This window comes from Streptomyces hazeniae (assembly GCF_031845485.1).
Lineage (GTDB): Bacteria > Actinomycetota > Actinomycetes > Streptomycetales > Streptomycetaceae > Streptomyces > Streptomyces hazeniae.
On the sequence record NZ_JAVREQ010000012.1, the window covers coordinates 125,730 to 152,218 of the forward strand.

At 73.9% G+C, this 26,489-nt stretch carries 22 protein-coding genes; 11 read left to right on the plus strand and 11 right to left on the minus strand.

The annotated features are described in order from the left end of the window. Window positions 1–151 precede the first annotated feature (151 nt). Window positions 152–1,009, plus strand: coding sequence for a formate dehydrogenase accessory sulfurtransferase FdhD (gene fdhD, locus RM572_RS15180; RefSeq protein ID WP_311673878.1), 858 nt, complete (start codon window positions 152–154; stop codon window positions 1,007–1,009). Here the strand turns inward: fdhD and RM572_RS15185 are convergent. Further along, on the minus strand, window positions 991–1,884 hold the full coding sequence (locus RM572_RS15185) for a sulfotransferase family protein (RefSeq protein ID WP_311673879.1): 894 nt from the start codon (window positions 1,882–1,884) through the stop codon (window positions 991–993). The two genes, fdhD and RM572_RS15185, sit on opposite strands and share 19 nt — an antisense overlap. A 449-nt stretch (window positions 1,885–2,333) precedes the next feature. Here RM572_RS15185 and RM572_RS15190 point away from each other — a divergent pair, with 449 nt between their 5' ends. The 4 genes from RM572_RS15190 to RM572_RS15205 all read left to right on the plus strand — a co-directional run bounded on the left by RM572_RS15190 (window position 2,334) and on the right by RM572_RS15205 (window position 6,704). Beyond that, on the plus strand, window positions 2,334–4,160 hold the full coding sequence (locus tag RM572_RS15190) for an AMP-dependent synthetase/ligase (RefSeq protein WP_311673880.1): 1,827 nt from the start codon (window positions 2,334–2,336) through the stop codon (window positions 4,158–4,160). Between the two features lie 167 nt (window positions 4,161–4,327). After that, complete coding sequence (locus RM572_RS15195; RefSeq protein WP_311673921.1) at window positions 4,328–5,122, plus strand: aldo/keto reductase; 795 nt, start codon at window positions 4,328–4,330, stop codon at window positions 5,120–5,122. A 239-nt stretch (window positions 5,123–5,361) separates the two neighbouring features. Next, window positions 5,362–5,949 carry a sigma-70 family RNA polymerase sigma factor gene (locus tag RM572_RS15200; protein ID WP_311673881.1) on the plus strand — a complete coding sequence of 196 codons (588 nt, stop codon included), beginning with the start codon at window positions 5,362–5,364 and terminating at the stop codon, window positions 5,947–5,949. Beyond that, window positions 5,946–6,704, plus strand: coding sequence for an anti-sigma factor (locus tag RM572_RS15205; RefSeq protein WP_311673882.1), 759 nt, complete (start codon window positions 5,946–5,948; stop codon window positions 6,702–6,704). The genes RM572_RS15200 and RM572_RS15205 overlap by 4 nt, the downstream gene beginning before the upstream one ends. 165 nt (window positions 6,705–6,869) lie before the next feature. Here RM572_RS15205 and RM572_RS15210 read toward each other — a convergent pair whose 3' ends face one another. Genes RM572_RS15210 through RM572_RS15230 form a run of 5 tightly spaced genes read right to left on the minus strand, consistent with a single transcriptional unit; the run spans window position 6,870 to window position 12,336 of the window. Next, a complete protein-coding gene (locus RM572_RS15210) occupies window positions 6,870–7,685 on the minus strand; it encodes a DUF1295 domain-containing protein (RefSeq protein ID WP_311673884.1) in 816 nt (271 codons plus the stop codon). Window positions 7,686–7,692: 7 nt separating this feature from the next. Then, window positions 7,693–8,946 (minus strand): cyclopropane-fatty-acyl-phospholipid synthase family protein, encoded by a 1,254-nt coding sequence (locus tag RM572_RS15215; RefSeq protein ID WP_311673922.1) that lies wholly within the window; start codon window positions 8,944–8,946, stop codon window positions 7,693–7,695. 53 nt (window positions 8,947–8,999) lie between these two features. Continuing rightward, entirely contained in the window at window positions 9,000–10,316 is a 1,317-nt protein-coding gene (locus tag RM572_RS15220) for a cyclopropane-fatty-acyl-phospholipid synthase family protein (RefSeq protein ID WP_311673886.1), read from the minus strand. Next, window positions 10,313–11,047 carry a DUF1365 domain-containing protein gene (locus RM572_RS15225; protein WP_311673887.1) on the minus strand — a complete coding sequence of 245 codons (735 nt, stop codon included), beginning with the start codon at window positions 11,045–11,047 and terminating at the stop codon, window positions 10,313–10,315. Before RM572_RS15225 ends, RM572_RS15220 begins: the two co-directional genes overlap by 4 nt. Continuing rightward, complete coding sequence (locus RM572_RS15230; RefSeq protein ID WP_311673888.1) at window positions 11,044–12,336, minus strand: NAD(P)/FAD-dependent oxidoreductase; 1,293 nt, start codon at window positions 12,334–12,336, stop codon at window positions 11,044–11,046. Before RM572_RS15230 ends, RM572_RS15225 begins: the two co-directional genes overlap by 4 nt. Before the next feature lie 180 nt (window positions 12,337–12,516). Here RM572_RS15230 and RM572_RS15235 point away from each other — a divergent pair, with 180 nt between their 5' ends. Continuing rightward, window positions 12,517–14,196, plus strand: coding sequence for a molybdopterin-dependent oxidoreductase (locus RM572_RS15235; protein ID WP_394813612.1), 1,680 nt, complete (start codon window positions 12,517–12,519; stop codon window positions 14,194–14,196). A gap of 124 nt (window positions 14,197–14,320) precedes the next feature. Beyond that, window positions 14,321–14,983, plus strand: coding sequence for a fasciclin domain-containing protein (locus tag RM572_RS15240; protein WP_311673890.1), 663 nt, complete (start codon window positions 14,321–14,323; stop codon window positions 14,981–14,983). 35 nt (window positions 14,984–15,018) lie between these two features. Here RM572_RS15240 and RM572_RS15245 read toward each other — a convergent pair whose 3' ends face one another. Beyond that, window positions 15,019–15,324, minus strand: a complete 306-nt coding sequence (locus tag RM572_RS15245; protein WP_311673891.1) for a 4a-hydroxytetrahydrobiopterin dehydratase — start codon at window positions 15,322–15,324, stop codon at window positions 15,019–15,021. A 234-nt stretch (window positions 15,325–15,558) separates the two neighbouring features. Here RM572_RS15245 and RM572_RS15250 point away from each other — a divergent pair, with 234 nt between their 5' ends. Then, entirely contained in the window at window positions 15,559–16,647 is a 1,089-nt protein-coding gene (locus tag RM572_RS15250) for a fatty acid desaturase family protein (RefSeq protein WP_311673892.1), read from the plus strand. A gap of 55 nt (window positions 16,648–16,702) precedes the next feature. Here RM572_RS15250 and RM572_RS15255 read toward each other — a convergent pair whose 3' ends face one another. Continuing rightward, window positions 16,703–18,955, minus strand: a complete 2,253-nt coding sequence (locus RM572_RS15255) for a phage holin family protein (RefSeq protein WP_311673893.1) — start codon at window positions 18,953–18,955, stop codon at window positions 16,703–16,705. Window positions 18,956–19,139: 184 nt separating this feature from the next. On the opposite strand from RM572_RS15255, the gene RM572_RS15260 reads away from it, so the two are divergent. Beyond that, window positions 19,140–19,919, plus strand: a complete 780-nt coding sequence (locus tag RM572_RS15260; protein ID WP_311673894.1) for an MBL fold metallo-hydrolase — start codon at window positions 19,140–19,142, stop codon at window positions 19,917–19,919. Continuing rightward, on the plus strand, window positions 19,916–20,572 hold the full coding sequence (locus RM572_RS15265) for a DedA family protein (RefSeq protein ID WP_311673895.1): 657 nt from the start codon (window positions 19,916–19,918) through the stop codon (window positions 20,570–20,572). The genes RM572_RS15260 and RM572_RS15265 overlap by 4 nt, the downstream gene beginning before the upstream one ends. Before the next feature lie 41 nt (window positions 20,573–20,613). On the opposite strand, the gene RM572_RS15270 is transcribed toward RM572_RS15265, so the two are convergent. The 3 genes from RM572_RS15270 to RM572_RS15280 form a co-directional block, all read right to left on the minus strand. Continuing rightward, window positions 20,614–21,711 carry an aminotransferase class I/II-fold pyridoxal phosphate-dependent enzyme gene (locus RM572_RS15270; RefSeq protein WP_311673896.1) on the minus strand — a complete coding sequence of 366 codons (1,098 nt, stop codon included), beginning with the start codon at window positions 21,709–21,711 and terminating at the stop codon, window positions 20,614–20,616. Window positions 21,712–21,807: 96 nt separating this feature from the next. Further along, a complete protein-coding gene (locus tag RM572_RS15275) occupies window positions 21,808–22,674 on the minus strand; it encodes a SigB/SigF/SigG family RNA polymerase sigma factor (RefSeq protein WP_311673897.1) in 867 nt (288 codons plus the stop codon). A gap of 194 nt (window positions 22,675–22,868) precedes the next feature. After that, on the minus strand, window positions 22,869–23,810 hold the full coding sequence (locus tag RM572_RS15280) for a multicopper oxidase domain-containing protein (RefSeq protein ID WP_311673898.1): 942 nt from the start codon (window positions 23,808–23,810) through the stop codon (window positions 22,869–22,871). Between the two features lie 204 nt (window positions 23,811–24,014). On the opposite strand from RM572_RS15280, the gene RM572_RS15285 reads away from it, so the two are divergent. Beyond that, window positions 24,015–26,486, plus strand: a complete 2,472-nt coding sequence (locus RM572_RS15285; protein WP_394813613.1) for a ThuA domain-containing protein — start codon at window positions 24,015–24,017, stop codon at window positions 26,484–26,486. Window positions 26,487–26,489: the final 3 nt, after the last annotated feature.

Here is a 26,489-nt window from a genome sequence, read left to right on the forward strand (position 1 = left end):
GGCCCCGGTCCGGCGCGCCCCGGCCCACCGCAGCGTTCCGGTTCGCCGCGCGGCGGGCGCGGGCACCCGTGCGGGAGAATGACCGCAGGCCACACCCCAGGCCACACCCCAGGCCACACCGCTGGCCGCACGAGGAGGAGGAACCGCCGCCATGGGACGGGTCACCGCACGACACCGCGTCGTCCGCATCCGGGACGGCGCCGTCTCCGAACGGCCGGACACGCTGGTGGTCGAGGAGCCTCTGGAGATCCGGCTGAACGGGCGGCGGCTGGCGGTGACCATGCGCACCCCCGGCGACGACTTCGCGCTGGCGGCGGGCTTCCTGGTCAGCGAGGGCGTGGTCGCCGCCGCGGGCGAGGTCGCGCACATCCGCTACTGCGCGGGCGCGACCGAGGACGGCGCGAACACCTACAATGTCGTCGACGTGCGGCTGGCGGAAGGCGTCCCGGTGCCGGAGGTCTCGCTGGAGCGGAACGTCTACACCACCTCCTCCTGCGGCCTGTGCGGGAAGGCGAGCCTGGAGGCCGTGCGCACCACCGCGCGCTGGCGGCCCGAGCAGGGCTCGGCGGCGCCGCTGCACCTCACGCCCGCGGTCCTCAGCGGCCTGCCGGACACCCTGCGCTCCGCGCAGCGCGTCTTCGACCGCACCGGCGGGCTGCACGCGGCCGCGCTGTTCTCCCCCGCCGGTGAGCTGCTGGACCTGCGGGAGGACGTGGGCCGGCACAACGCGGTGGACAAGCTGGTCGGCCGCGCACTGCGCGAAGGGCTCCTGCCGCTGGCGGGAGCGGTGCTGATGGTGTCCGGGCGGGCGTCGTTCGAGCTGGTGCAGAAGGCCGTGATGGCGGGCATCCCGGCGCTGGCGGCCGTCTCCGCACCCTCGTCGCTGGCCGTGGAGCTGGCGGACGAGACGGGCATGACCCTCGTCGGCTTCCTGCGCGGCAGCTCGATGAACGTCTACGCGGGTGCCGGACGGCTGGAGCCGCTGCCGGTTCAGTCGCCGGCCCCGTAGCCCCAGGTCTCGGCGAGGCGGGCCAGCCGCGGAGGCAGGCCGTCGAGGGTGGCGCCGCTGCGCGCGGGCTGGATCCGCCCGGACCGGATGTTGCTGCTCCAGTCGCCGATGTGCGGACGGAACGCGCCGTGGTCGCGGCTTCCGTAGTCGAGCATGCCCGCCTCCCACTCGACGCCGAGGTGCCGGCAGATCTCCCGGGTGACCTTCTCCGGCTCCGCGGTGAGTTCCTCGTAGCGCACGGTCAGGCCGGTGAGGCTCTGCCGGGCCTCCTCCAGCCGTTCCGCGTACGCGAGGACCTCGTCGTGGATCTGTGCCGGGTCCGGGTCCTGGCGGCGGTTGACCAGCGAGCTGACGATCGCCGCCGGGTGGCGCAGCAGGAACAGGTAGCGCGCCTGCGGCCAGCAGCGGTCCAGCCGGGGCCAGATCAGCGTGTTGGGCGGGGTCTTGTCGACGATCAGGCTCTTGCCGCTGCGCTCCAGCTCCAGATGCAGCACGCGGTCCCACAGCAGGTGCTCCAGCTCCTCCTTGTCCAGTTCCAGTTCGCGCATCGCGCCCGGGGTGAAGTCGCGGCCCATCCGCACGTGCACGGTGCGCAGGTGCATCTCGTGGGGGGCGCGGATCTGCGAGTGGCTGTTGAGCAGGACCCGCAGCAGGGTGGAGCCCGAACGCACCGGGGAGAGGAGGAAGACCGGCGACGCGACCAGCCGGCCGGCGTGCGGCGCGACGTACCCCTTCTCCTCGCGGTCGGGGCGGGCGGGGGCGGCGGGGGGCCGGGGCCGTACGGCTGCCCCGGCGGGGGGCCGCAGTGCCTCGGCGAGCAGCCGGCCCCGGCGCCGCAGTCCTTTGCCGACGGTCTGTGTGCGCGGGTCCCGCATACTGCTGGCGCCTTCCTGGAGTGAACGTCCTGCCGGGGACGGGACGGGCCCCCTGCCTTCGGGGGCTCGGCGTCCCTCTCCGCGGCCCTCCTGGCCGTGGGACCCCTCGTGTCCGCCATCCCACGGCATGCGGGCGAACGGACGGTGTCGGAGAGACGGCCGTACGGCGTCCCGCAGCCGTCCGCCCCGCGACGGCCCTGCCCCGGCCGGTCCCGGGACGGCGGGCGCACGCCTCCCCGAACCCGGGTGGCCGGGATGCATCGCTGGTCCGGACCGCGTGGAGGAGGTTCGGTGCAGATGTGGTCGGTGAGCGGCAACGCCCTGGCTGTGCACCGGCCGAAGTGACCAGAATTGCCCCACCCCGCTGCTCAGCGGCTCCTCCCGCGGAGCGTCGGGTATCGGATACGGTCGCCACGCCTGTGCTGCCCTGCCCTTGGAGGAGCGGACCCTTGCGCGAGATCACCGTCCCCGCCCTGGTGACGGAACCGCAGGTCGGCGGACTCGCGGACGCCGTCTTCGACAACGCCGCGACGGACCCGGACCGGGTCGCTCTGGCCCGCAAGGACGAGGGCGGCGTGTGGCGCGACGTGACCGCGGGCGCGTTCCGCGACCAGGTGCTCGCGCTGGCGAAGGGCCTCCTCGCACAGGGGGTCCGGTTCGGCGACCGTGTCGCGATCATGTCGCGCACGCGGTACGAGTGGACGCTCTTCGACTTCGCGCTGTGGACGGTCGGCGCGCAGCCCGTGCCGGTGTACCCGACGTCCTCCGCGGAGCAGGTGTACTGGATGCTGCACGACGCGGGCGTGTCCGCGGCGGTCGTGGAGCACGAGGACCACGCCATGACGATCGGGTCGGTGGTGGACCGGCTGCCGGGCCTGGGCCGGCTGTGGCAGCTGGACGCGGGCGCCGAGGCGGAGCTGACGGCCGCCGGCGCGCATCTGGACGACGAGGTGGTGCACCGGCACCGGCTGGCGCTCACCCCGGACACCGTGGCGACCGTCATCTACACCTCGGGCACCACGGGACGGCCCAAGGGCTGCGTGCTCACGCACGCCAACTTCATGGCCGAGACGGACAACATCGTCACCCGCTACGAGCCGGTGTTCCGCTCCCGGCCCGGCGACGAGGCGGCGACCCTGCTCTTCCTGCCGCTCGCGCACGTCTTCGGCAGGATGGTGGAGGTGGCGGCGATCCGCGGGCGGGTGCGGCTCGGCCACCAGCCGAACCTGAACGCGGCCGCGCTGCTGCCCGACCTGGAGGCGTTCCGCCCGACGTTCATCCTCGCCGTCCCCTACATCTTCGAGCGGGTCTTCGGGGCGGCCCGGCGGAAGGCGGAGCTGGAGGGCAGGATCACGGCGTTCGACAAGGCCGTCGACGTGGCCGTCCGGTACGCGGAGGCGGCCGAGCAGCGCGCGTTCGGCAAGGGGCCGGGGCCCGGCGCCGGGCTGCGGGTGCAGCACCAGTTCTTCGACAAGGTCGTGTACGCCAAGCTGCGGGCCGCGCTGGGCGGCAGGTGCGTGCACGCGATGTCGGGCGGCAGCGCGATGGAGAGGCGGCTGGGGCTGTTCTTCGACGGAGCGGGGGTGCGCATCTTCGAGGGGTACGGCCTGACCGAGACCACGGCCGCGGCGACGGCGAACCCGCCCGAGCAGACCCGGTTCGGGACGGTGGGCAGGCCCGTTCCCGGCACCACCGTGCGCGTCGCGGACGACGGCGAGGTGTGGCTGCGCGGCGGCCAGGTCTTCGGCGGCTACCTGAACAACCCGCAGGCCACCGCCGCGACGCTGCACGACGGCTGGCTGGCCAGCGGCGACCTCGGGCATCTGGACGAGGACGGGTACCTGACGATCACCGGCCGGAAGAAGGAGGTGCTGGTGACCTCGGGCGGCAAGACCGTCTCACCGGTCGCGCTGGAGGACCGGGTACGCGCGCACCCGCTGGTCGGGCAGTGCATCGTGGTGGGCAACGACCGGCCGTACGTGTCGGCGCTGGTCACCCTGGACGCGGAGGCCGTGGAGCACTGGCTCGCCATGCGGCACAAGCCGCGGATGGGCCCGGCGGAACTGGTGCGCGACCCCGATCTGGAGACGGAGATCCGGCGGGCCGTGGTGGCGGCCAACACGCAGGTGTCCAAGCCCGAGTCGATCCGCACCTTCCGCATCCTGGCGGCGCAGTTCACCGAGGAGGAGGGCATGCTGACACCGTCCCTGAAACTGAGGCGGAGCGCGATCGAGAAGGCGTACGCGGTCGAGATCGAGGCCCTGTACCACGGGTGACCTCACCCCCGGTGCGGGCGGAGCGCCGGCGGGTGACGGGTGCGGGACGCGGGAATGTGCGGCGGCCGGTGATCGTTGGCCCCAGGAGAACGCACAGCCGACTCGTTAGGACGCAACCGGTGACCACCCCCACCGTCCCCACCCTCACCCTGAACAACGGCGTCGAGATGCCCCAGCTCGGCTTCGGCGTGTGGCAGGTGCCCGACGACGAGGCGGCCGACGCGGTCGGCGCCGCACTCGAGGCCGGTTACCGCAGCATCGACACCGCCGCGATCTACGAGAACGAGAAGGGCACCGGGCGCGCGCTGGCCGCCTCCGGCATTCCGCGTGAGGAGCTGTTCGTCACCACCAAGCTGTGGAACAGCGACCAGGGCTACGACGCGACGCTGCGGGCCTTCGACGCTTCCCTGGCCCGCCTCGGCCTGGACCACGTCGATCTGTACCTCATCCACTGGCCGGTGCCCGAGCAGGACCGTTACGTCGACACCTGGAAGGCCTTCGAGCGCATCCTGGCCGACGGCCGCGCCCGCGCCGTCGGCGTGTCGAACTTCAACCCCGCCCACCTCCAGCGGGTGATCGACGAGACCGCCACCGTGCCGGCGCTCAACCAGATCGAGCTGCACCCGCGGCTCCAGCAGCCCGTTCCCCGCGCCTTCCATGCCGACCACGGCATCGCCACCGAGGCCTGGTCGCCGCTGGGCCAGGGGAAGGACCTGCTGCAGGACCCGGTGCTCGGCGGGATCGCGCGGAAGCACGGCGTCACGGTCGCGCAGGTCGTGCTGCGCTGGCACCTCCAGACGGGCAACGTGGTGATCCCGAAGTCGGTCACCCCCTCCCGCATCCGGGAGAACATCGACGTGTTCGGGTTCGAGCTGGACGCGGAGGACAGGGAGCGGATCGCCGCCCTGGACGCGGGGGCCCGCCTGGGGCCCGACCCGGACACCATGAACTGGCTGGGCTGACCCCTCCCCCGCCGGCCCGCCCCGGCCCGGACGGCTTCGCGGCACGGCCGCCGCTACGCTCGGCGGTCGTGCCGTCGTGCTGCCGCGACGACCAATCCATGCAGGCGGCGGCGACGAATCAAGCACGTCACCGCGCAGGACTCGGCGCCCTCCAGGGCCGCCGGCAACCCGGAGGAACACATGGCAGCTGCCGCTCCGCCCCGACCGCCGCTACCGGCCAGGCCGGAAGGCGGGCCTTCATGAGGCACGACGCGCGGCTCACCGACGCCCCCCGGGAGCCGGGTCCTGACCTGCCCGAGCTGCTGGGACAGGTGGCGCGGGGCGACCAGAAGGCGTTCGCCACCGTCTACGAGGCCGTGGCCGGGCCCGTCATGGGCCTGGTCCGCAGCATTCTGCGGGATCCGGCGCAGTCCGAGGAGGTCGCGCAGGAGGTGCTGGTGGAGGTCTGGCGGTGCGCCGCGCGCTACCAGCCCGAACGCGGCAGCGCCATGTCCTGGGTGATGACGCTGGCCCACCGCCGGGCCGTGGACCGCGTACGGTCCGCCCAGGCGGCGAGCAACCGGGAGCATCGTGCGGCCCTGCTGGACCGTACGCCCGCGTTCGACGAGGTCACCGAGCAGGTGGAGGCGCGACTGGAACGCGAGCAGGTGCGCCGCTGCATGCGGACCCTGACCGAGGTCCAGCGCGAGTCGGTGACCCTGGCCTACTACCGCGGCCATACCTACCGTGAGGTGGCGGAGCTGCTGGCGCTGCCGCTGGGAACGGTGAAGACACGCCTGCGGGACGGACTGATCCGCCTGCGCGACTGCCTGGGGGTGAGCGTATGACCACGGCCGATCTGCACACGCTGACCGGCGCCTACAGCGTTCATGCGCTGCCGGACGCCGAGCGCGAGGAGTTCGAGCGGCACCTCGGGGCGTGCGAGTCCTGCACGCAGGAGGTGCGGGAGCTGAGCGCGACGGCCGCCAAGCTGGGCCTCGCCTCCGCGCTCACACCGCCTCCGGCGCTGCGCGAGCGGGTGCTCGCCGAGATCGCCAACGTGCGCCAGGAACCGCCGCAGGTCCCCCGGTCGCACCGGCGGCCCGGTGGCGGGGGTTCCGGCCGGGTGCGGCGGCTGCCGCGGTTCGCCCTCGCGGCGTCGATCGCCGCGGCGGCGGCGCTCGGCGGTGTCTCCGTCTGGCAGTACCAGCTCGCACAGGACGCGCAGGAACGAGCCGAGCGGGCCGAACAGCGCGGCGAGACCATCGCCCGGGTGCTGGCGGCCGAGGACGCCCGGGTCGCGGTCGGAGAGCTGCCCGACGGCGCCAGCGGCTCGGTCGTGGTCTCGCGCAGCGAGGACAAGGCCGCGTTCTTCGCCTCCGGGATGCCGGAGGCGCCCCAGGGCAAGGTCTACCAGCTCTGGTTCAGCGACCACGGCACGATGCGGCCGGCCGGCCTCATGGAGTCCGGTGAACGGACCGGGGCCGTGCTGATGGAGGGCCCGGTCGGGGACGCGACCGGGATGGGCATCACGGTGGAGCCCGCGGGGGGCTCCGAGCAGCCCACGTCGGAACCGGTGGCACTGATGGAGCTGCCGGCCTGACGGCCCTCCCGGAGGGGCGGGGCGGACGACCTCTTCGGGGGAGCCGTCCGCCCCGCCTCCGTCGCTGCCGGGAGCCCGAGCGGCCACGGGAGCGACGGAGCCCCGGGCGGACGGAGCCCCCGGGCCCGGGGGCTCCGTCGCACGAGAAGGTCCGCCGGGCAGGTCCTACCCCTCGGACCGGCGCGGGGGGCGGGGGAAGAAGCCGCTGACGCGGCGGGCGTACGCCGCGTAGCCGGGGCGTTCGGCCATGTGGCGTTCCAGCAGGCGCTTGCCGCTCCCCCAGATCAGCAGGTAGCTCATCACCAGCGGGGCGATCGCGCACAGTGCGGCGACGCCCGGGTCGCCCGCGGCGACCAGGAAGATCCCCCACCACACGCAGAAGTCCCCGAAGTAGTTGGGATGCCGGGTCCAGGACCACAGGCCGCGGTCCATCAGCCGGCCCTTGTTCGCCGGGTCGGACGTGAAGCGGTGCAGTTGGGCGTCCCCCACCGCCTCGAAGAACATGCCGGTCGCCCACAGGGCGACGCCGGCGGCGGCGAGCCATCCGGGACCGGCGGGCACGTACTGGCCGGCCTGGACGGGCAGCGAGACCAGCCACACCAGGGCGGCCTGGAGCAGGTACACCATGCGCAGCGCGTACAGCGCGGGATTGCCGGGCGCCTTGGCGAGCATCTTCGCGTAGCGGGGGTCCTCGCCGTGCCCGGCGCCCCGGCGCCCGATGTGCACGGCCAGCCGCAGCCCCCACACCACGGTCAGCGCGGTCAGCAGCAGCTGCCGTCCCGTGTCGCCGTGGCCGCCGGCGGCCGCCGTCGCGAAGGAGGCGACGGCGACCGCGGCGAACGCGGCGCCCCAGGCGACGTCCACGATCCGGTGCACGCCCTTGACCAGGGACAGGGCGAAGGTGGCGAGGAGGACGGCGAGTGAGGCTCCCGCCGCGACCGCGAGGTTGACGGCGAAGGCGTCCCAGGGGAAGTCGTTCACTCTCGCCTCACCTCAGCCCTTCGGCGGCGTACCAGGCGCGCGGCGTGCTCGGCATCTCGGCGTCCCCCTCCGCCGTGGGCCGGACGGCGAGCAGCTGGTCGACGCCCATCCGGCGCTCCTCGAACGCCAGGGCACCGCCGACCAGGTACAGCCGCCACACCCGGGCGGTGTGCTCGCCGACCAGGCCGGTGAAGGTGCTCCATCGCTCCTCGAGGGTGTCGTGCCAGGCCCGGATGGTGCGAACGTAGTGCTCGCGGACCGACTCGGTGTGCCGGACTTCGAGGCCCGCGTCCTCCAGCAGCGCCAGCGTCCGGCCCAGCGGCCGCATGTGCATGTCCGGGGCGATGTAGGACTCGATGAAGGCGCCGCCGCCGGGGGCGTGGGAGCCGCGGGACATCTGCTGCACCAGGACCCGGCCGCCCGGCCGCAGTTTTCCGTGCAGCGTCCGCGCGAAGGCGGGGTACTCGGCGTCGCCGACGTGCTCGCCCATCTCGATGGTGGAGACGGCGTCGTAGCCGCCGCCGTCGATGTCGCGGTAGTCGCACAGCCGCACCTCGACCCGGTCCTCCAGGCCGCGTTGCTTCACCCGGGCGCGGACGAACTCGGCCTGACGGCGGGCCAGGGTCACGGCCGTCACCCGTGCCTTGAAGTGCTCGGCGGCGTGCAGGGTCAGGGAGCCCCAGCCGCAGCCGATGTCCAGGTGCCGGGCGCCGGGTCGCAGCGCGAGCTTCCGGCAGATGATCTCCAGCTTGTCGTGCTGGGCGTCGGCGAGGCCGTACTCCGGATCGTCCGGGCGGGTCCACACGCCGCACGAGTACGCCATCGACGGGTCGAGCAGCAGCTCGTAGAAGTCGTTGGACAGGTCGTAGTGGTGGCTGATGGCGGCACGGTCGCGGCTGCGGCTGTGCAGCCTGCCGCCGAGCCGCGCGGCGGGGGCGGACGGCTGGGGCGGGCGGGGACCGACGGCGCCGAGCTTCAGCAGCACGGCGGCGGCGCGCGCCCGGTCGGCGAGGCCGGCCTTCGGCGGGCGCATGCCGGTGTCGCGGGCCGCCTGCCACACGGTGCGCAGCGCCTCGGTGAGGTCTCCCTCGATCTCCAGCTCGCCGCTGATGTACGCCTGGGCGAGACCGAGTTCGTCGGGCTGCCACAGCAGGCGCCGCAGCGCGCGGCGGGACCGCAGGTGGACGACGGGGGCGCCGGCGGGGCCGGCGAGGCTGCCGTCCCAGGCGCGCAGCCTCACCGGGGGCGGGCCGCCGAGCATCTCGGTCGCCAGGTCGGTCAGCAGGTGGGCGGCCTGGCCGGGGGCGGGGCGGTTCACGCCGCGTCCTCCGTCGGGGCGGTGGCCATGTGCGCGGTCTCCTTGTCGTTCGTGGTGCGGGGACGCCCGCCGTCCTTGGTGAGCAGCAGCTGCCGTACGTCGAGGTAGCCGGAGCGGAACCCGGCCTCGGAATAGGCGAGGTAGAAGGTCCACATGCGGCGGAAGGTGTCGTCGAAGCCGAGAGCGCCGACCTCGTCCGCGCGGTCGCAGAAACGTTCGCGCCACAGGCGGAGCGTCTCGGCGTAGTGCGGGCCGAAGCCGTCGGAGCGGGCGACCCGCATCGCGGTGCGCTGCTCGGTGATGCGGGACATGATCTCGACCGAGGGCAGCATGCCGCCGGGGAAGATGTACTTGTGGATCCAGGTGTAGCTGTTGCGGGTGGCCAGCATCCGGTCGTGCGGCATGGTGATGGCCTGGAGCGCGACCCTGCCGCCCGGTTCCAGCCGGTCGTCGAGGGTGGTGAAGAACCGCGGCCAGAACTCGGCGCCGACCGCTTCGATCATCTCGACGCTGACGACGGCGTCGTAGGTGCCCTCGACCTCGCGGTAGTCGCACAACCGCACCTGGACGCGGCCCTCGTGCCCGGCTTCCCGTATCCGCTGCCGGGCGAGTTCCTGCTGTTCCCGCGACAGCGTGACGCTGTCCACCAGCGCGCCGCGTTCGGCTGCGCGCAGGGCGAGTTCGCCCCAGCCGGTGCCGATCTCCAGCAGCCGGGTGCCGGGCCCGACCTCGGCGAGGTCCAGCAGCCGGTCGATCTTGCGGCGCTGGGCGTCGGCGAGCTGCGGCCAGGACGCGGGGAAGCCCTCGAAGACGCCGGAGGAGTAGGACATCGTGGCGTCGAGGAACAGCGCGAACAGGTCGTTGGACAGGTCGTAGTGCCGGTGGATGTTCTCCCGGGACCCTTCGGGGGTGTTGCGCTGCGCGGAGGGCCGGCGCAGCTCCCACACGCGGCGCAGCCGCTGGAGTCCGGCGGGGACGAGCGTCTGGACGTTGCCGGCCAGCACGTCGAGCACGCCGACCAGGTCGGGGGCGTCCCACTCCCCGGCCATGTAGGACTCGCCGAAGCCGATCAGCCCGCTGTGGCCGATGCGCGCGACGAACGCCTCCGGCTCGTGGAGGTCCAGGAGCGGGCCGCCGAGTCCGAGGCTCTCGCCGTCGGGGAACCGCACGCGCAACGGCAGCCGGGCCAGGGCCTGGCGGACGATGCGGGCGGCTATCGCGCTGCGGAGACCGGAGACACGCGGCACCCTGGCGACGTCCGGCCATCGCTCCGGGTCGGTCGCGGGGATCGAGCTCGAGATGGACACGCTCACTCAACGCCCTCCTGGGGACGGTGTCGGGGACGGGGCTGCACGGGCAGACCGCGCAGGTACAGACGGATGCCGTGCATCCGGATGGCGGCCGAGACGGCCAGGGTGGACCAGCGGTGCCGCAGCGCGGCGCGCAGCAGGGCGGCGGCGGTGGCGGGACGGCGCCGGCCCCGCACGGTCGCGGTGAACGGACGTCCCCCCTCCCGCTCCAGCTGGACGGTCAGGTCGAGGTCCGCGCCGGGTTCGGGGAGCCGCATCCGGTAGGAGCCGTCGACGGGGAAGAACGGGGAGACGTAGAACTCCTTGGGCACCCTGGCGGCGCCCGTCTCGTCGGGCAGCAGCACGTAGCCGTGCCGCTCGCCGTAGGTGTTGTGGACCTCGGCGACGACGTACTGGAGGGTGCCCTCGGCGTCGTGGCACCAGTACAGCGTGAGGGGGTTGAAGACCCAGCCCAGGACGCGGGCGTGAGCCAGCATCAGCACCCGCCCGGCGGGCGGGGCGAGGCCCTGGCCGGCCAGGAAGCGTTCCAGACCGTCCCGTATCTCCCCCGCGGTGTCGGCGAAGTGGTCGCGGGCGTCGAAGCGGGCGAGCGGGCGCAGCGCGCGCGGCAGCCGCGGCAGGTCGTCGACGTCGACCAACCACAGGTAGGTGCGGTGGCGGAAGGCGTACCGGAACGGCCGGGTGCGGGTGTGCGCGACCGTGCACAGGTAGAGCGCGGGGAGGTGAGGCGTCACCACGTCACCCCCAGTGCGCGGGCCGCCTCCACTCCGGATCGGCAGCCGTCCTCGTGGAAGCCCCAGCCGTGGTAGGCGCCGGCGTAGGCCGTGACGGGGCCACTGAGGGCGGGCAGGCCGGCCTGAGCGGTGACCGACTCCGGTGTGTAGACGGGGTGTTCGTAGACCATGCGGGCCAGTACCCGGCCGGGGTCGACGCGGTCGTCGGCGCCGAGGGTGACGACGTAGTCGTCGGCGGCGTCCAGGCGTTGCAGGCGGTTCATGTGGTAGCTGACCTGCACGCGGTCGGCGGGGGTGTGGCAGGACGGCATCAGGTAGTTCCAGGAGGCGCGGGCCCCGGAGCTGCGCGGCAGCAGCCTCGCGTCGGTGTGCAGCAGCGTCTCGTTGCGCGAGTAGCGGAAGGCGCCGAGGACGCGCCGCTCGTCGTCGCTCGGGTCGGCGAGAAGGCGCAGCGCCTGGTCGGGGTGCGTGGCGAGCACCACGGAGTCGTACCCGGCGGTGCCGCCGTCCTCGGTGGTGATCCGCACGCCGTCGGCGTGCCGCCGCACCGCGCGGACCGCAGTGGCGGTGTGCACCGTCTCCACCTGCTTGGCGATCCGCTCCACATAGGTACGGGAACCTCCGCTCACCGTCCGCCACACCGGCGATCCCGAGACGGACAGCAAGCCGTGGTGGGCGAGGAAGCGGAACAGGTAGCGGGCCGGGTAGCGCAGCGCGGTCCCGGGAGCGCAGGACCACACGCAGGAGACCACGGGCGTCATGAAGTGGGCGACGAAGTAGCGGGAGAAGCCGCCCTCGTCGAGGAACTCGCCGAGGGTCTGCGGGGTCTGACGGGCCGGGTCGTCGCCGGGGCGTTCCTCACGGGCGAGCAGGGCCCGGGCGCGCCGGTGGAAGCGCTTCACCTCACCGAGCATCCGCAGGTAGGCGGGGCGCAGGACGTTGCGCGGCTGCGCGAGGACGCCGCGCACGCCGCGCGCTCCCGCGTACTCCAGCCCGCAGCCCTCGCACCGCACGGACATGCTCATCTCCGACTCCTGCGTGGGCACGTCGAGTTCGGCGAAGAGCCGGAGGAGGTGCGGGTAGGTGCGCCGGTTGTGCACGATGAAGCCCGAGTCGACGTGGTGGAGCCGGCCGTCCCCTCCCGCGAGCTCGTGGGTGTGGGCGTGGCCTCCGAGCCGGTCGTCCGCCTCGTAGAGCGTCACCTCGTGTTCCCGCCGGAGCACGTACGCGGCGGTGAGTCCCGCCACCCCGCTGCCGACCACGGCCGTCCGTCGCCGTTGCTCCGCCATCTGGCTCCTTTCCTCGCGGTGGGGCGTCGCCTCCACCGACGGTTCGGCGCTCGAACCGCTCTCGGATGCGTTCGGCGCTGAGGAGCCCGCGGATTGGTCGGCGACGGGAAAACGCCGACGACAGGACCGGATTCCACTCTTTCGAATGAGGGACCAATCCGCCGGGCGGCCCCGCGCCGAATGGCGGACGTGAGCGAAGATCGAGACACCCCGCGGACCGTGCGTCCGGCGCTGGGCGCGCTGAGCGGCCTGCTGGCCGGATGCGCGGCCCTGGCCGTGGCGCAGTTCACCGCCGTCTTCGTGCGCCCGGAGGCGGCACCGCTGAACGCGGTGGGCGACGCGGTGATCGAGCTGTCGCCGCCGGCGGTGACCCAGTTCGGCCTGGACACGTTCGGCTCGAACAACAAGCTGGTGCTGGAGAGCGGCACGCTCGCGCTGATCGGGCTGTTCGCCCTCGGACTCGGCCTGCTGGCGCTGCGGCACCGGCGGCTCGCCTCCGCGGGAGTGCTGCTCTTCGGCGTGGTCGGGGTCGCGGCGGCGCTCAGCAGGACGGCCGCCGCCGCGCTCGACGCGCTGCCGTCGGTGCTGGGCGGACTCGCCGGGGCAGGGGTGCTGTACCTGCTCAGTGGCCGCCTCGGCGCCGAGACGGCCGACGCGACCGGGCCTGCTGGGGGCGGCCGTACCGCGGCCTCCGGACCGGGCGCGACGCCCGAGGGGGCCGAGGAAGAGGCGGAACAGCCGGCGGTGATGCGCCCCTCGGGCGCCGGCCGGTGGGACTTCGACCGGCGGGGCTTCGTGATCGCCGCGACGACCGCGGCGGTGGCCTCCGCGGGCGCGGGCGCAGCGGGGCTCGAGCTGGGCGGCAGCTCCTCGGCCGCCGCGTCCCGGCGCCGGGTGCGCCTGCCGCGCCCGGGCGACGCCGCGCGGCCGATCCCCGCCGGCGCCGACCTGAAGGTGCCGGGGGTGAGCCGGTTCACCACGCCGAACAGCGAGTTCTACCGCGTCGACACCGCCCTGGTGGTGCCGAAGGTCGACGCCACGACGTGGCGTCTGCGACTGCACGGCCGCGGAGTACGCGAGCCGGTCACGTACCGCTTCCGGGACCTGCTGAAGCGGCGCCTGATCGAGCGGGACATCACCATGACCTGCGTCTCCAACCCGGTGGGCGGCAGCTACGTGGGCACCGCGCGGTGGATCGGCGTCCCCCTGGCGCCGCTGTTGCGGGAGGCCGGCGTGCGGCCGCCGTCCGAGGGCGGCCGGGCCGACCAGATCGTCGCCCGCTCGGTCGACGGCATGACCATCGGCACCCCCGTGGAGACCGTGATGGACGGCCGAGACGCGATGCTGGCGGTCGGCATGAACGGACAGCCGCTGCCGTTCGACAACGGCTTCCCGGTGCGGATGCTGGTGCCCGGCCTGTACGGCTACGTGTCCGCCTGCAAATGGATCGAGGACATCGAACTCACGACGTTCGACGCCTACGACGCCTACTGGGTGCGCAGGAACTGGGCGGCGAAGGCGCCGATCAAGACCCAGTCGCGCATCGACACCCCCAAGCCGTTCGCCTCACCGGAGGCGGGCACCGTGCCGGTGGCCGGTGTCGCCTGGGCCCAGCACCGCGGCATCAGCCGGGTGGAGGTCCGCGTCGACGGAGGCCCGTGGCGGGAGGCGCGGCTGGCCGAGCAGGCCGGCGTCGACACCTGGCGCCAGTGGGTGTGGGAGTGGCCCGCCACCTCCGGGTCGCACACCCTCGAGGTCCGCGCCACGGACGGCGACGGCGAGGTACAGACCGGTGAGCGCGCCGGGACCGTACCCGACGGCGCGACCGGATGGCACTCGGTGGTGGTCGACGTGAGCTGACCGGGGCCGGGCCGGCCACCGGCCGCCCGACCTCGACGCCGCGCACCGGACCTCGTGCGCCCACCGAACACCCATTTCTCCACATGTGTACGCAGTTGTCACCCTCGAAGAAGGAGCATCCCTCATGAACGCCACCCGTGTACGCCGCGCCGCCGTCGCCGCCGTCGCCGCCGCCGTCCTGCCCCTGAGCATCACCGCCTGCGGCAGCGACGGCGGTGACAGCGGCTCCGGCTCCGGCTCGTCCTCCTCCGAGGAGAAGAAGCAGGACCAGGGGCAGAAGGACGAGGAGACCGGCGGCGCGACCCAGGCCGACGGCCCCTTCGGCCCGGCCTGCCAGTCGGTGCCGAAGGACGGCGCCGGCTCCTTCGACGGCATGGCGAAGGACCCGGTCGCCACCGCGGCGTCGAACAACCCGGCACTGTCGACGCTGGTCACGGCCGTGAAGAAGGCCGGACTGGTCGACACGCTCAACAACGCCGAGAACATCACGGTGTTCGCGCCGGCCAACGCCGCCTTCGAGGCCGTCCCGGAGGAGGACCTCAACGCGCTGCTCAACGACAAGGAGGCCCTCACCAAGGTCCTCACCTACCACGTGGTCGGCGAGAAGCTGACCCCGGCGGACCTGGAGGACGGCAGCTACGACACCCTCGCCAAGGAGAAGCTCACCGTCTCCGGCTCGGGTGAGGACTTCACCGTCAACGACAGCGCAGGCGTCGTCTGCGGCAACGTGCAGACCGCCAACGCGACCGTCTACATCATCGACGGCGTGCTGATGCCGAAGATGTGACGCCGGCGGCCGGCCGGCCCCGACGGGCCGGCCGGTCAGCGCGCACCGTGGCCCGCCGCGATCTCCGTGATCCGGCGGGCCAGTGTCGTGTCGAGCTCCGTGATCCGCCCGCCGGCGCTGTGCGTGTTCACCGCGATGCCCAGACGGTTGTACCCGAGGGTCAGTTCGGCGTGGTGGTTCAGCTCGTCCTGGATCATCGCGACGTGCAGGGCCATGGCGGCGGCGGGCAGGTGCGTGTCGAACGCGTAGGTGCGGGCGAGGGTGTCGCCGTCGGCCTGCCAGCCGGGAAGCCCGGACAGCGCCTCGTCGATCTGCTGCCGGGACAGGGCCTCGGGTGCCATGGCGGGCGTTCCCTTCGTCGGTGGCGAGGGCCGTGACGGCGGTCCGCACGGAGCCGCCGGTTCCAGCGTGCCACGCCGGGCCGTGCGAACGGCGCAACCTCCGGCACGTCGTGCGGGGGCGTCCCACCCCGCGCAGGTGGGGCCGGCCCCACCCCTCCGGGGCGGGCGTGCCCCTCCTGCGGGACACCGCCTGCGCGGCTGTCCGCGGGGGCCCCGCCGGACGAGGCTCGACGCATGACGACACCCACTTCCGCGGTCGCCGTACCGCCTTCCGCACGCTCCCGCTCCGCGCAGACCGCCGGGGCGGGCGGCAGCGACTTCGCCCGGCTGGCGCGCAAGGTCTCCGCAGCCGGGCTGCTGGATCGCCGACCCGGCCACTACGCCCTGCGGTTCGTCCTGGTCGGTGCCGCCCTGGTGGGCGGCTGGACAGCCTTCGCCGCGCTCGGCGCGTCTTGGTGGCAGCTGGCCGTCGCCGCGTTCCTCGGCCTGGTCTTCGGCCAACTGGCGCTGGCCGCACACGACCTGGCGCACCGGCAGGTGTTCACCGGCCGGAGGGCGAGCGAGACCGCGGGGCGGCTGGTCGGGAACCTCGGCATCGGCATGTCGTACGGCTGGTGGATGACCAAGCACACCCGGCACCACGCCAACCCCAACCACGAGGAACTCGACCCCGACGTGGCGCCGGACATCCTGGTGTGGTCCCGCGACCAGGCGCGGGCGGCCCGCGGGCTGCCCCGCTTCGTCGGACGGCACCAGGCGGTGCTGTTCTTCCCCCTGCTGACGCTGGAGGGCTTCAACCTGCACGTGTCGAGCGTGCGGGCGCTGCGCCGGCCGGAGACCAAACGGCCGGTGCTGGAGGGGGCGCTGCTCCTCACCCATCTCGGCGGCTACCTCGCGGCGCTGTTCCTGATGCTGCCGCCCGGCACGGCGCTGGCGTTCCTCTTCGTGCACCAGGCGGTCTTCGGCGTGTACCTGGGCTGCATCTTCGCCCCCAACCACAAGGGCATGCCCACGCTGCGCGGCTCCGAACGCCCCGACTTCCTGCGGCGGCAGGTGCTCACCTCCCGCAACGTGCGCGGCGGGCGGTTCACGGACGTCGCGCTGGGCGGGCTCAACCACCAGATCGAGCACCACCTCTTCCCCAGCATGCCCGCCCCGAACCTGCGCCGGGCCCGGCTGCTGGTCCGGGAGCACTGCGCGGAGCTGGGCGTTCCGTACCACGAGACCGGGCTGGTGCAGTCCTGGCGGGAGGCGCTGCGGCACCTGCGGGACGTGGGCGTGCCGCTGCGCGCGGGAGACGCATCGGCGCGGGCCGGCGGGTAGTCGCGGGCCGACGGGTGGGTGCGGAGCGGCGCGGCGGACGTGCGGGGCGGCGGGCTCAGGAGGTGGTGTCGCCCACCGGCTCCCCCGCCCCGGCCTCGCGGGCGGGGTCGGGGCAGGGTTCGCGGTCCGGCGGGCCGGTGCGGGAACGGCCGGGCCCGCCCGCACCGCGCACGCACCTGCCGCCGTCGCCGTCCGCCGCCGCCGCGTCACCTGCGGCCCGCACGGGGGTCGCGCCGGTTCCCGTCGGCACGGTGGACCAGCGCTCGCCCAGTGTCCGGGTCTCCCGGAGCCAGCGCCGCAGCACCAGGTGCACCTGCTCGGCGCCGACCAGTTCTTCCTCGTCCGAGGTGACCGGCGCCGTCAGGGCGAGCGGGGAGAGCAGGAAGGCCCGGCTCTGCTCGCCGCCGAGACCGCCGTGCGAACCGATCTGCTCCTCGAAGGCGTGCACATGCCCGGTGTCGGGGGCGACGCAGGAGTTGACCATGATGTCGGCGGTGTGCGGGAAGCGCGAGGAGCGCAGCACCACGTCCGCCGCGTACGGGCCGAACGGAGCCAGCGGGTCACGCTCGCCGACCACGTCGCCCTTGTCCAGCCGGTGTTCGCAGGCACCGGGGCCGATCACGACCGGGCCGTGCTCCTCGCTGTGGACCAGCAGGAAGCCGATGCCCGGGTGGTCGGCGAGCGCGCGCAGCAGCGCCGGGTGGCGTGCGTCGATCGCCTCCCGGCTCATCCGGCCCGGAACGTCGGGGAAGGAGACCAGGCCGAGGTTGCCCGAGGCCAGCACGACCGGCTCGGCGGCCTTGCGCGGCAGTTCCCCGCCGTCCGGTGTGGGCCCGGCCTCGGGACGGTGCAGCGCCGCACGGGCCGCGGCGCGCGCCTCGGCACCACTGCGCGTGGCACGGGCACTGCGGGACACGGGCACGCCGCAGCCCGCCCGCACCAGGTCCTCCAGCGTCAGCCCGTAGGCGCTGCGGAAGGGCTCTCCGCCGCTCTGCCCGTGGTCGGAGAGGAGCACCAGCCGGTACGGGCGCGGCGCGTGGTCGGCGGCCTTGGCGATCAGCGCGATCGCCCGGTCCAGGGCCCGGAGCACTTGCCGGGTGTCGCCGCCGCGCGGTCCGCTGTGGTGCGCCACCTCGTCGTAGCCGACCAGGTCCGCGTAGACGGCGGCCCGCCCGTTGAGCACGTCGCCGATGACGGCGGCGACGACGACGTCGCGCTCGACGACGGTCGCGAAGGCGCGGATGAACGGATAGAGGCCGCCGCGCCCCACCCGCGGCCGGTCGCCGCGCACCCGTGCCCGTACGGACTGGCCGACCTCCCGGAACAGCTCCGCGAAGAACGAGACGGCGGTGCGGGTTGCGTTGGCCGGGTCGGAGAAGTACGCGAAGTACCCGGCGCGGGAGCGGGTGTCCCGGCCCCGCCGGGCGGCGACCGACAGCACCAGGGCGAGCTGGCGCGCCCCGCCGCTGAACAGGTTGCCGCGGCTGGCGCCGTCGGAGGCGAGCAGGCCGTGGTCGCCCGTGCGTTCCACCGCGCGGCGCTGGAGTTCCGCGGCGCCGGTCGGCCGGTTGGTGACCATCACCTCGCCGGTCTCCTTCTCGTACCAGCGGAAGGCGGGGACGTCGTCGTTGCTGCCGTGCAGGATGCCGAGCTGGCTGGCACCGGTCTGACTGGACCAGTCGGTCTGCCAGGGGGTGAGCCGGTGCGTGGTGCGGGTCATGGCGGCGACCGTGGGCATCACCGGCTCCGGGCCGGTCAGCGCCTCCTGCAGCACGTCGTGGCCCAGCCCGTCCAGCTGCACGAACACGATCCCCGGGGTGCCGGGCGGCCGGGCGCCCGCACGCCGGCGCCGTCGGTCGGCGAGCCGCGCCAGCCGGCGGCGGTAGGCGCCGTCGTCCCGGACGGCGAGGAAACCGCTGGTCGCGGACGAGGCCGCGGACATGGCCGCCGCGACGACAACCGCGGTCTCCGGATCCGCGTCCCCCCGCTCGGGAATGAGCACCAGCGCGAGCCACAGGAGCGAACCGTTGAGGAAGAAGACCAGGATTCCCAGCACCAGGGCCGGCACCAGCAGCAGCGCCCGCACCAGCAACGGCCAGACCAGGGCGCTCAGCAGGCCGAACACCCCCGCACCCAGCGCGGCGGTGACCGCGGTACGGGTGGCGCTGTCGCCGCCGGGCTGCTGGATGCGGAAGTCGGGGAGACCTCCCGCGAGGATCAGCATGGTGACGGTGCTGACCGCCCACACCGCGAGGACCCGCAGTGCCGCGGCGCCCAGCGCGCGCCACGGGGGCAACACAACCCGCACGCCGTCCCCTCCTCACTTCGCCGCCGTGCACCGCCCCCTGCGCGTGCACGACATTCTCCACTTTTTCACAGTGCGCTCCCGACCGGGCAGGGATGCCGTCGCCGGACATACGCTCGGAGGGGTGCGGCGTCGCCGCACCGGGTACCCACGACTCAGCCGAGTCAGCCCAGTGGGAGGAGCGCCAGTGCCGGTCGACGTGACGTGGTGGGGCCATGCCACGGCGACGGTGCGGGACTCCGGTGTCTCGGTGCTCACCGACCCGGTGCTCGTGCAGCGGCTCGCACACCTGCGGCGGCGCCGCGGAGCGCTGCCGCCGCCCTCGGTGACGACGGTGGACGTGGTGCTGGTGTCCCATCTGCACGCCGACCATCTGCACCTGGGCTCGCTGTCCCGGCTCCCGGCCGGGACGCGGGTCGTGGTGCCGCGCGGCGCGCCCGACGCGGTGGCGGGTCTGCGCAGGCTCGGCTCCTCCTGGCTCGATCTGGTCGAGGTCGCGGCCGGGGACGAGGTGCCCGCCGGACCGGTGCGGGTCCGCGCCGTCCCGGCCGCCCACGACGGCCGCCGCCTGCCCTACGGGCCGCAGCAGATCCGTGCCCTGGGCTACGTGGTGGAGGGCGAGGCCCGCACCTACTTCGCCGGCGACACCGGCCTCTTCGCCGGTATGGCCGACGCGGTCGGGCCGGTGGACGTGGCGCTGCTGCCGGTCGGAGGCTGGGGCCCGTTCCTGGGTGACGGCCACCTCGACGCGCGGCGGGCGGCGCAGGCCCTGAAGCGGCTGTCCCCGGCCAGTGCGGTGCCGGTGCACTACGGCACGTACTGGCCCATCGGCATGGACGCCGTGCGGCCGCACGAGTTCCACGCGCCGGGCGACGAGTTCGCCCGGCTGGCCGGGCGGCTCGCGCCCGGCGTCGCCGTCCACCGACTGCGGCACGGGGAGACGGCTCAGCTGGGGGCGCACCGATGACGACGGATACGGTCTCCGGGCTCGGACAACTCGCCTCGGCGGCGAGCACGCTGCCGCTGGACACCCAGCGGTTCATCGCCTACCCGACGCTCTTCGTGCTGATCGCCTTCGGCGCGCTGGTCCCCGTGGTGCCGACCGGCGCGCTGGTGAGCAGCGTGGCCGTGGTCGCCTTCCACCAGGCCATGCCGGTGGTGCCGCTGTTCTTCGTCTTCGCCGTGGCCTCGCTCGGCGCGTTCGCCGGGGACGTCGCGCTGTACTGGCTCGGCAGCCGTGGGCTGCGCTCCAAGGGCGGCTCGGTGTGGCTGGAACGGCTGCGGCAGAAGGCGCCGCCGGACCGGCTGGAACAGGCACGACGGGGTCTGGAACGCCACGGCGTGGCCGTGCTGGTCGTCTCCCGGCTCGTCCCGGCGGGGCGAATACCGGTGATGCTGGCGTGCCTGCTGGCACACATGCGGCTGCGGACGTTCGTGCGCGGGAACCTCCCGGCGTGCCTGGCCTGGGCGGCGACGTACCAGTTGGTGGGGGTGGCGGGCGGGTCGTTGTTCCCGGAGCCGTGGGAGGGCGTGGCGGCGGCCGTGGGACTGGCACTGCTGGTCAGCTTCGTGCCCTCGGTGTGGCGCCGCTTCCGCGGGCCCCGCGTGCGCGACGCGTAAGCCTTCGTCGCGGCGCCGTGGGCCCGGGGCCGGGAGAGGGATCAGGGTGCGGCGGTGAGGGCGGCGAGGGTGGAGCGGAGGACGCTCAGCGCGTGGGCGGTGTGCGGCGCGCGCAGGGGGTCGGGGGCTTCGGGATGGTCGGCGCCGGTCAGCAGAAGCGTCGACAGACGCACCCGCAGCGCACCCGGCTCCTCGCCGTAGCGGTGGCCGCCGTCGGCCCCGGCCCCGAGCCGCCGCACCAGCTCCGCCTCGAGCTCCGCGGCGTTCTCGACGCCGTGCGCGGCCAGCGCGCCGCGGGCCGGTTCGAGGTCCGCGTACACGTGCCGCCCGACCTGCGGAGGCCGGCACAGGGCGCCGGCCTCCGTCACCGCGTCGTGCAGCGCCCGGGCCAGCGCTCCCTGCCGTACGGCCTCCGCGGCACGCCGTTCGCGCAGTTCGGGGGGCTCCGCGAACCACTGGGCCCCGCCCAGCGCGGCCTCCTCGGAGACCCGGGCGTGCAGCGCGGTGAGGACGGCGCGCACCTCGCGGGCCAGACCGTGGCCGCGCGCGGTGTCGGGGAAGCGGCCCAGGGCGACGGACGGCGTACCGGTGAGGACGACGACGGAGCCGGAGTGGGCGGCGCCGAGCATCTCCGCGGGGCTGACGACCACCGTGCCGTGCGGGTCGTGGGAGGTGTCGCGCTCGCTCTCGTCGCTGACGACGAGGAGTCCCTCGCCGGAGGCGGCCTCGCACACCTCGTGCAGCAGTTCGGGCGGGACGGCCGTACCCGTGGGGTCGTCGGCGACGGAGAGGACCAGCGTCCGCGGGTCGTCCCCGGCGGACCGGGCGCGCCGGACGGTCTCCAGCAGGACGAACGGGTCGGGGACGCCGCCGCAGTCGGCGGGGGCGGGCACCCGGTGGACGGGGCGCCCCAGCAGCCGGGCGGGGACGGCGTGCCAGTCGGCGGCGGGCCGGGACAGCAGCACCCCGCCGCCCGCCGGGTCGCCCGCGGAGAGCAGGGCGAGGAGCAGCAGCGGGGCGCCGGGCGCGGTGACGACCTGGCCGGGGCCGGTGTGCAGGCCGCGTCGGTGCCAGTACGCGCAGGCGGCGTCGCGCAGCGCGGTCAGGTGCGGGCCGCCGTGCCCGTCGGTGTGGCGCATGGCCTCCACTCTCACAGACCGGGGCGCGGTCGTCGCCCCGGGCGCGCGAGCGCGGCGGGCAGCGGGGGCGAACCCCACCACCGGGGGCGTGCGCGGTTACGCGTGCGCGGGTGTGCGGAGGCGGTCCGCATCCACGTCCGCGTCCGCTTTCGCCTCCTCTTCCTCGAGGTGGTCGTGGATGCGGTGGCAGGAGCGGCTGATGAGCCGGGAGACGTGCATTTGGGAGATGCCGAGCTGCTCGGCGATCCGGCTCTGCGTCATGTCCTGGAAGAAGCGCAGGTAGAGGATGCGGCGTTCGCGCTCGGGGAGGCGTTCCAGCTCGGGCTTGACCGCCTCCCGGTAGAGCACCAGGTCGAAGCCGGGCTCGGAGTCGCCGAGGGTGTCGACCAGGGCGTACCCGTCGTCGGAGCCGGGGAGTTCGGCGTCGAGGGAGAGGGTGCGGTAGCTCTCCAGGGCCTCCATCCCGACCAGGACCTCCTCCTCGCTGAGGCCGCTGTGCCCGGCGATCTCGGCGACGGTCGGCGCGGGCCCCTCGGTGGCGAGGGCGAGTTCGCGCCTGCTGGTGCGCACCTTGTTACGGAGTTCCTGGACCCGGCGCGGCACGTGCAGGTCCCACATGTGGTCGCGGAAGTGGCGCTTGATCTCGCCGACGACGGTGGGGACGGCGAAGCTCTCGAAGGCGTGGCCCCGGTCCGGGTCGTAGCGGGTGACGGCTTTGAAGAGGCCCAGGTCCGCGACCTGTTGGAGGTCTTCGAGCGCCTCGCCGCGGTTGCGGAACCGGCGGGCCAGCCGGTGGGCCATGGGCATCCAGGCGGTGACGACGCGCTGCCGGATCTCGTCCCGCTCGGGGCCGTCCGCCAGCTCCCGCATGCGGCGGAAGGCGGCGTCGGTGTCGGGCGCGTCGTCGTGGGGCCGGCGGGCGGGCCGGTAGCGGGGCTCCCGTGCGTGCTGCGTGCTGGTCATACCTGCGGCGCTCCCTGAGTGGGCGGGACGGGCGGTCACCGCGGGAGCTGCGAGGCACGGGCGGGGCGACGCACAGTGGGTCGCGCTTCCGCGGATGTGCCTACGGGTCCGAAGCACTTCTGTCCGCGTGCCCGGCACGCCGGGCGCCAAACCGGTGACGCCCGGCGGATCGCGGCACGGGCGGAACCGGGAGGTCAGGGCAGGTCGCCGTTCTTGTCGGTGACCTTGAACAGGCCCGCCATGCCCCTGTCCGCGTGACTCTGGACGTGGCAGTGGTACATCCACGCGCCGGGTCCGACGCCCTCCCCCGCGATCACCTGGAAGCCGAACGAGTCGCCGGGACCGCAGATCTTGTTGTCGACGATCCGGCTGGGGTCGTTCTCGTCGGCGAGCAGGCCGGTCCGGTTGTCCGCCCAGCGATGACCGTGCACGTGGAACGTGTGGTAGAACTCGCCGTGCGTGATCATGACGAACTCGCAGCGGTCGCCGGCCCGGGCCGTGAAGTCGGGGGCCTCGTCGCCGGGTTGCCCCGTCCGGTTGTTGATCGTCATGTCGTTGAAGACGACGGTGAAGGTGCGGTCGGGCAGCACGTCGCCCGCCCGGCGGACGATCAGCCCGCCGTACAGCCCGTTCCGGATGCCGCCGGTGCCGTGGTGGGTGCCCACCGCGTGGTCGTGGTAGTGCCAGTAGCCCGCGCTGCCGGGCCGGAACGTGCCGTCCCTGCGCCGGCCCGGCCGGTGCGACGTCCAGGTGTACAGCCGGGTCTTCTGCGGCGGCACGACGCTGTCGCTCAGGTGCGTGCCGTCGCTGTCGATGTCGTAGTCCACGCCGTGCACGTGCAGGCTGGCGGCGACGTCCATCATGTTGACGACCTCGATGTGCAGCGTGTCGCCCTCGTACATCTCCAGCAGCGGCCCGGGGACGGTGGCCTTGCCCGGTTCGAGGCCGTAGCCCATCCGCCCGTCGGCGAGCCGTTCCACGTAGAGGGTGATCAGCCGGACCGAGCCGCCCTCCGCGTCGTCGCGGCGCGGTGCGGCGGCCGCGGTGCCCGCGGCGGCGGCGAGGCCGGTGGGGGCGAGTGCCGCAAGCGCGGCTCCGCTGGTGAAGGTCCGCCGGGAGAAACGTGATCGCGACATGCGGATGCCTTTCTCGGTCACCGTTCACGGGTCGTCGTTCACGAGCTGTCACGAGCTGACGGCCGTTCATGCTAGGAACCTGCGGGGAGTTTGCCCACCCCCTGGACAAAGTTCGACCTCTTTCAGTCATAGCCATTGGCGGACCGGGAAAAGTCGTCTAGCTTCCCTGGGCGTTGCTGTCACCTACGCGAGAGGTGTACGACCATGCGACGCAGACCACGCCGCCCGGGGGGCCGACGGCCCGTCACCTTCCGCCGCCCGCACGTCTTCGCGCTGGCCGCCACGCTCACCGTCTCGCTGCTGGCGGGCACGCAGGCGAGCGCGCGCGACGCCCGGGACGCCGCCGACCCCATGCCGGGCGGGGACGACGTGCGGGTGCTCGTCTTCCACGCCCCCGACGCGCCCGAGGACCTGGCCGCGGCCGGTGCGCGGGCCGTACGGCGCATCGGCCGGGAGGCGCCCGCGCAGACCCGCTTCCGCACCCGGGTCACCGACGACGCCGCGGTGTTCACCGGCGCGTCGCTGCGCCGGTACAACGCGGTGGTGTTCCTGTCGTCGGGCGGCGATCTGCTGACCGACGCCCAGGAGACGGCCTTCCGCGCCTACGTCCGGTCCGGCGGCGGCTTCGTCGGGCTGCACGACGCGGCCCGCGCCGAGCCGGAGTCGGCGTGGTTCACCGGCCTGATCGGCGCGCGGCCGGCCGCCCAGAGCCCGGGGGCGGCGCAGCGCGCGGTGGTGGAGGTCGGCGACCGGGTGCACCCCGCCACCGACGGGCTGCCGCTGGAGTGGGCGCGCGAGGACGTGTGGCTGAACTGGCGGGAGAACCCCAGCGGCCGGGTGCACACCGTAGCCCGCGTCCGGGAACGGTCCTACGCACCGGGTGAGAGCGCGAACGGATGGGACCACCCGGTCTCCTGGTGCCGCGACTACGACGGCGGCCGCTCGTTCTACACCGGCCTGGGCGGCACCGCCGCCGGCTACGACGGCGCCAACTTCCGCAAGCACCTGCGCGGCGCGCTGCTGTGGACCACCCGGCTGGCGCGCGCCGACTGCGGAGCGACCGTCACCGGCAACTACAAGGCCACCCGGCTGACCGAGCCCAACCGGCCCGACGCGCTGGACCGGATCGGCGAACCGCACGGCCTGGACATCGCCGAGGACGGGCGGGTCTTCTTCATCGGCCGCGGCGGCGGCATGCCCGGTTCGCCGGTGGTGACCGACTGGGACGACCCGCGCATCGGCCTGGGCGAGGGCACCGTGCACGTGTGGGACCCGGACACCGGGGAGGTCACCCGTGCCGGGACGCTGGAGGTGTTCGGCAACAAGGGCGGCGGCGACGAACTGGTCAAGAACGAGGAGGGCCTGCTCGGCATCGCGCTCGACCCGGACTTCCTCACCAACGGCCGGGTCTACCTGCACTGGACGCCGCACTCGGGGATCGACCGCGAGAGGCACATGGCGCAGCGGCGCGTCTCCCGCTTCACCCTCGACCGGACGAGCGGCACGCTCGACCTCTCCTCGGAGAAGGTGCTGCTGAGCTGGCCGGTGCAGATCCACAGCTGCTGCCACGCCGGCGGCGGCATGGACTTCGACAGCGCGGGCAACCTCTACGTCGCCACCGGGGACACCAACTCCTCCCGGTTCAGCGACGGTTACTCGGGCAACAACCCCGAGCCGGACTTCGGCGGCGTCTCGTTCGCCGACGCGCGCCGCACCGCGGGCAACACCAACGACCTCAACGGCAAGATCCTGCGCGTCCACCCGGAGGACGACGGGACGTACAGCATCCCGGAGGGCAACCTCTTCACCGGCGACGAGGCCGGCGGCGGCAAGACCCGTCCGGAGATCTACGTGATGGGCGTCCGCAACCCGGCACGGATCTTCGTCGACCAGGAGACCGACTGGCTGTACGCCGGCTGGGTCGGGCCGGACGCCGCCGAGCCGAGCCCGGTGTGGGGCCCGGCGAAGTACGACACCTTCGCCGTCATCACCTCGGCGGGGAACCAGGGCTGGCCGTACTGCATGGGCAACAGGCAGCCGTACCGCGACCGCACACTGCCCGACCCCACCCAGCCGCAGGACTGGTACGACTGCGACGCGTTGCGGAACACCTCGCCGAACAACACCGGTCTGGTCGACATCCCGCCCGCCCGGAACAACAACGTGTGGTACGCGCCGCAGGGCGGCGCCCCCGACTTCCCGCGCAACGGCGCGGGCGTGCCCACCTACCGCACGGACGACCAGACCTTCCGCCTGCCCTGGCTCAAGGGCGGCGGCCAGGCGGCCATGACCGGCCCGGTCTACCGCTACGACGCCGGGAGCAACAGCGAGACCAAGTGGCCCGCGTACTGGGACGGCAAGTGGTTCGTCGGCGACTTCTACGACGGCGAACAGCCGCGGCACGCCCTGGTGATGGACCCGGCGAACGCCGGCGACGGCGGTCTGCCGGTGCACGCGGAGAGCCTGGAGCAGATCGTCCCCGAGGGCGAGGACGGCATCCGCAACCTCATGGACTGGAAGTTCGGCCCGGACGGGGCCCTGTACGTCCTCGACTACGGCCGCGGCTTCTTCACCGCGCACGAGAAGTCCGCGCTGTGGCGCGTGACCTACGAGGGCGGTCCGCCCACCCCGCTGCCCGGCGACCTCGTCGGCGACCGTCACGCACAGGAGGGGTAACGC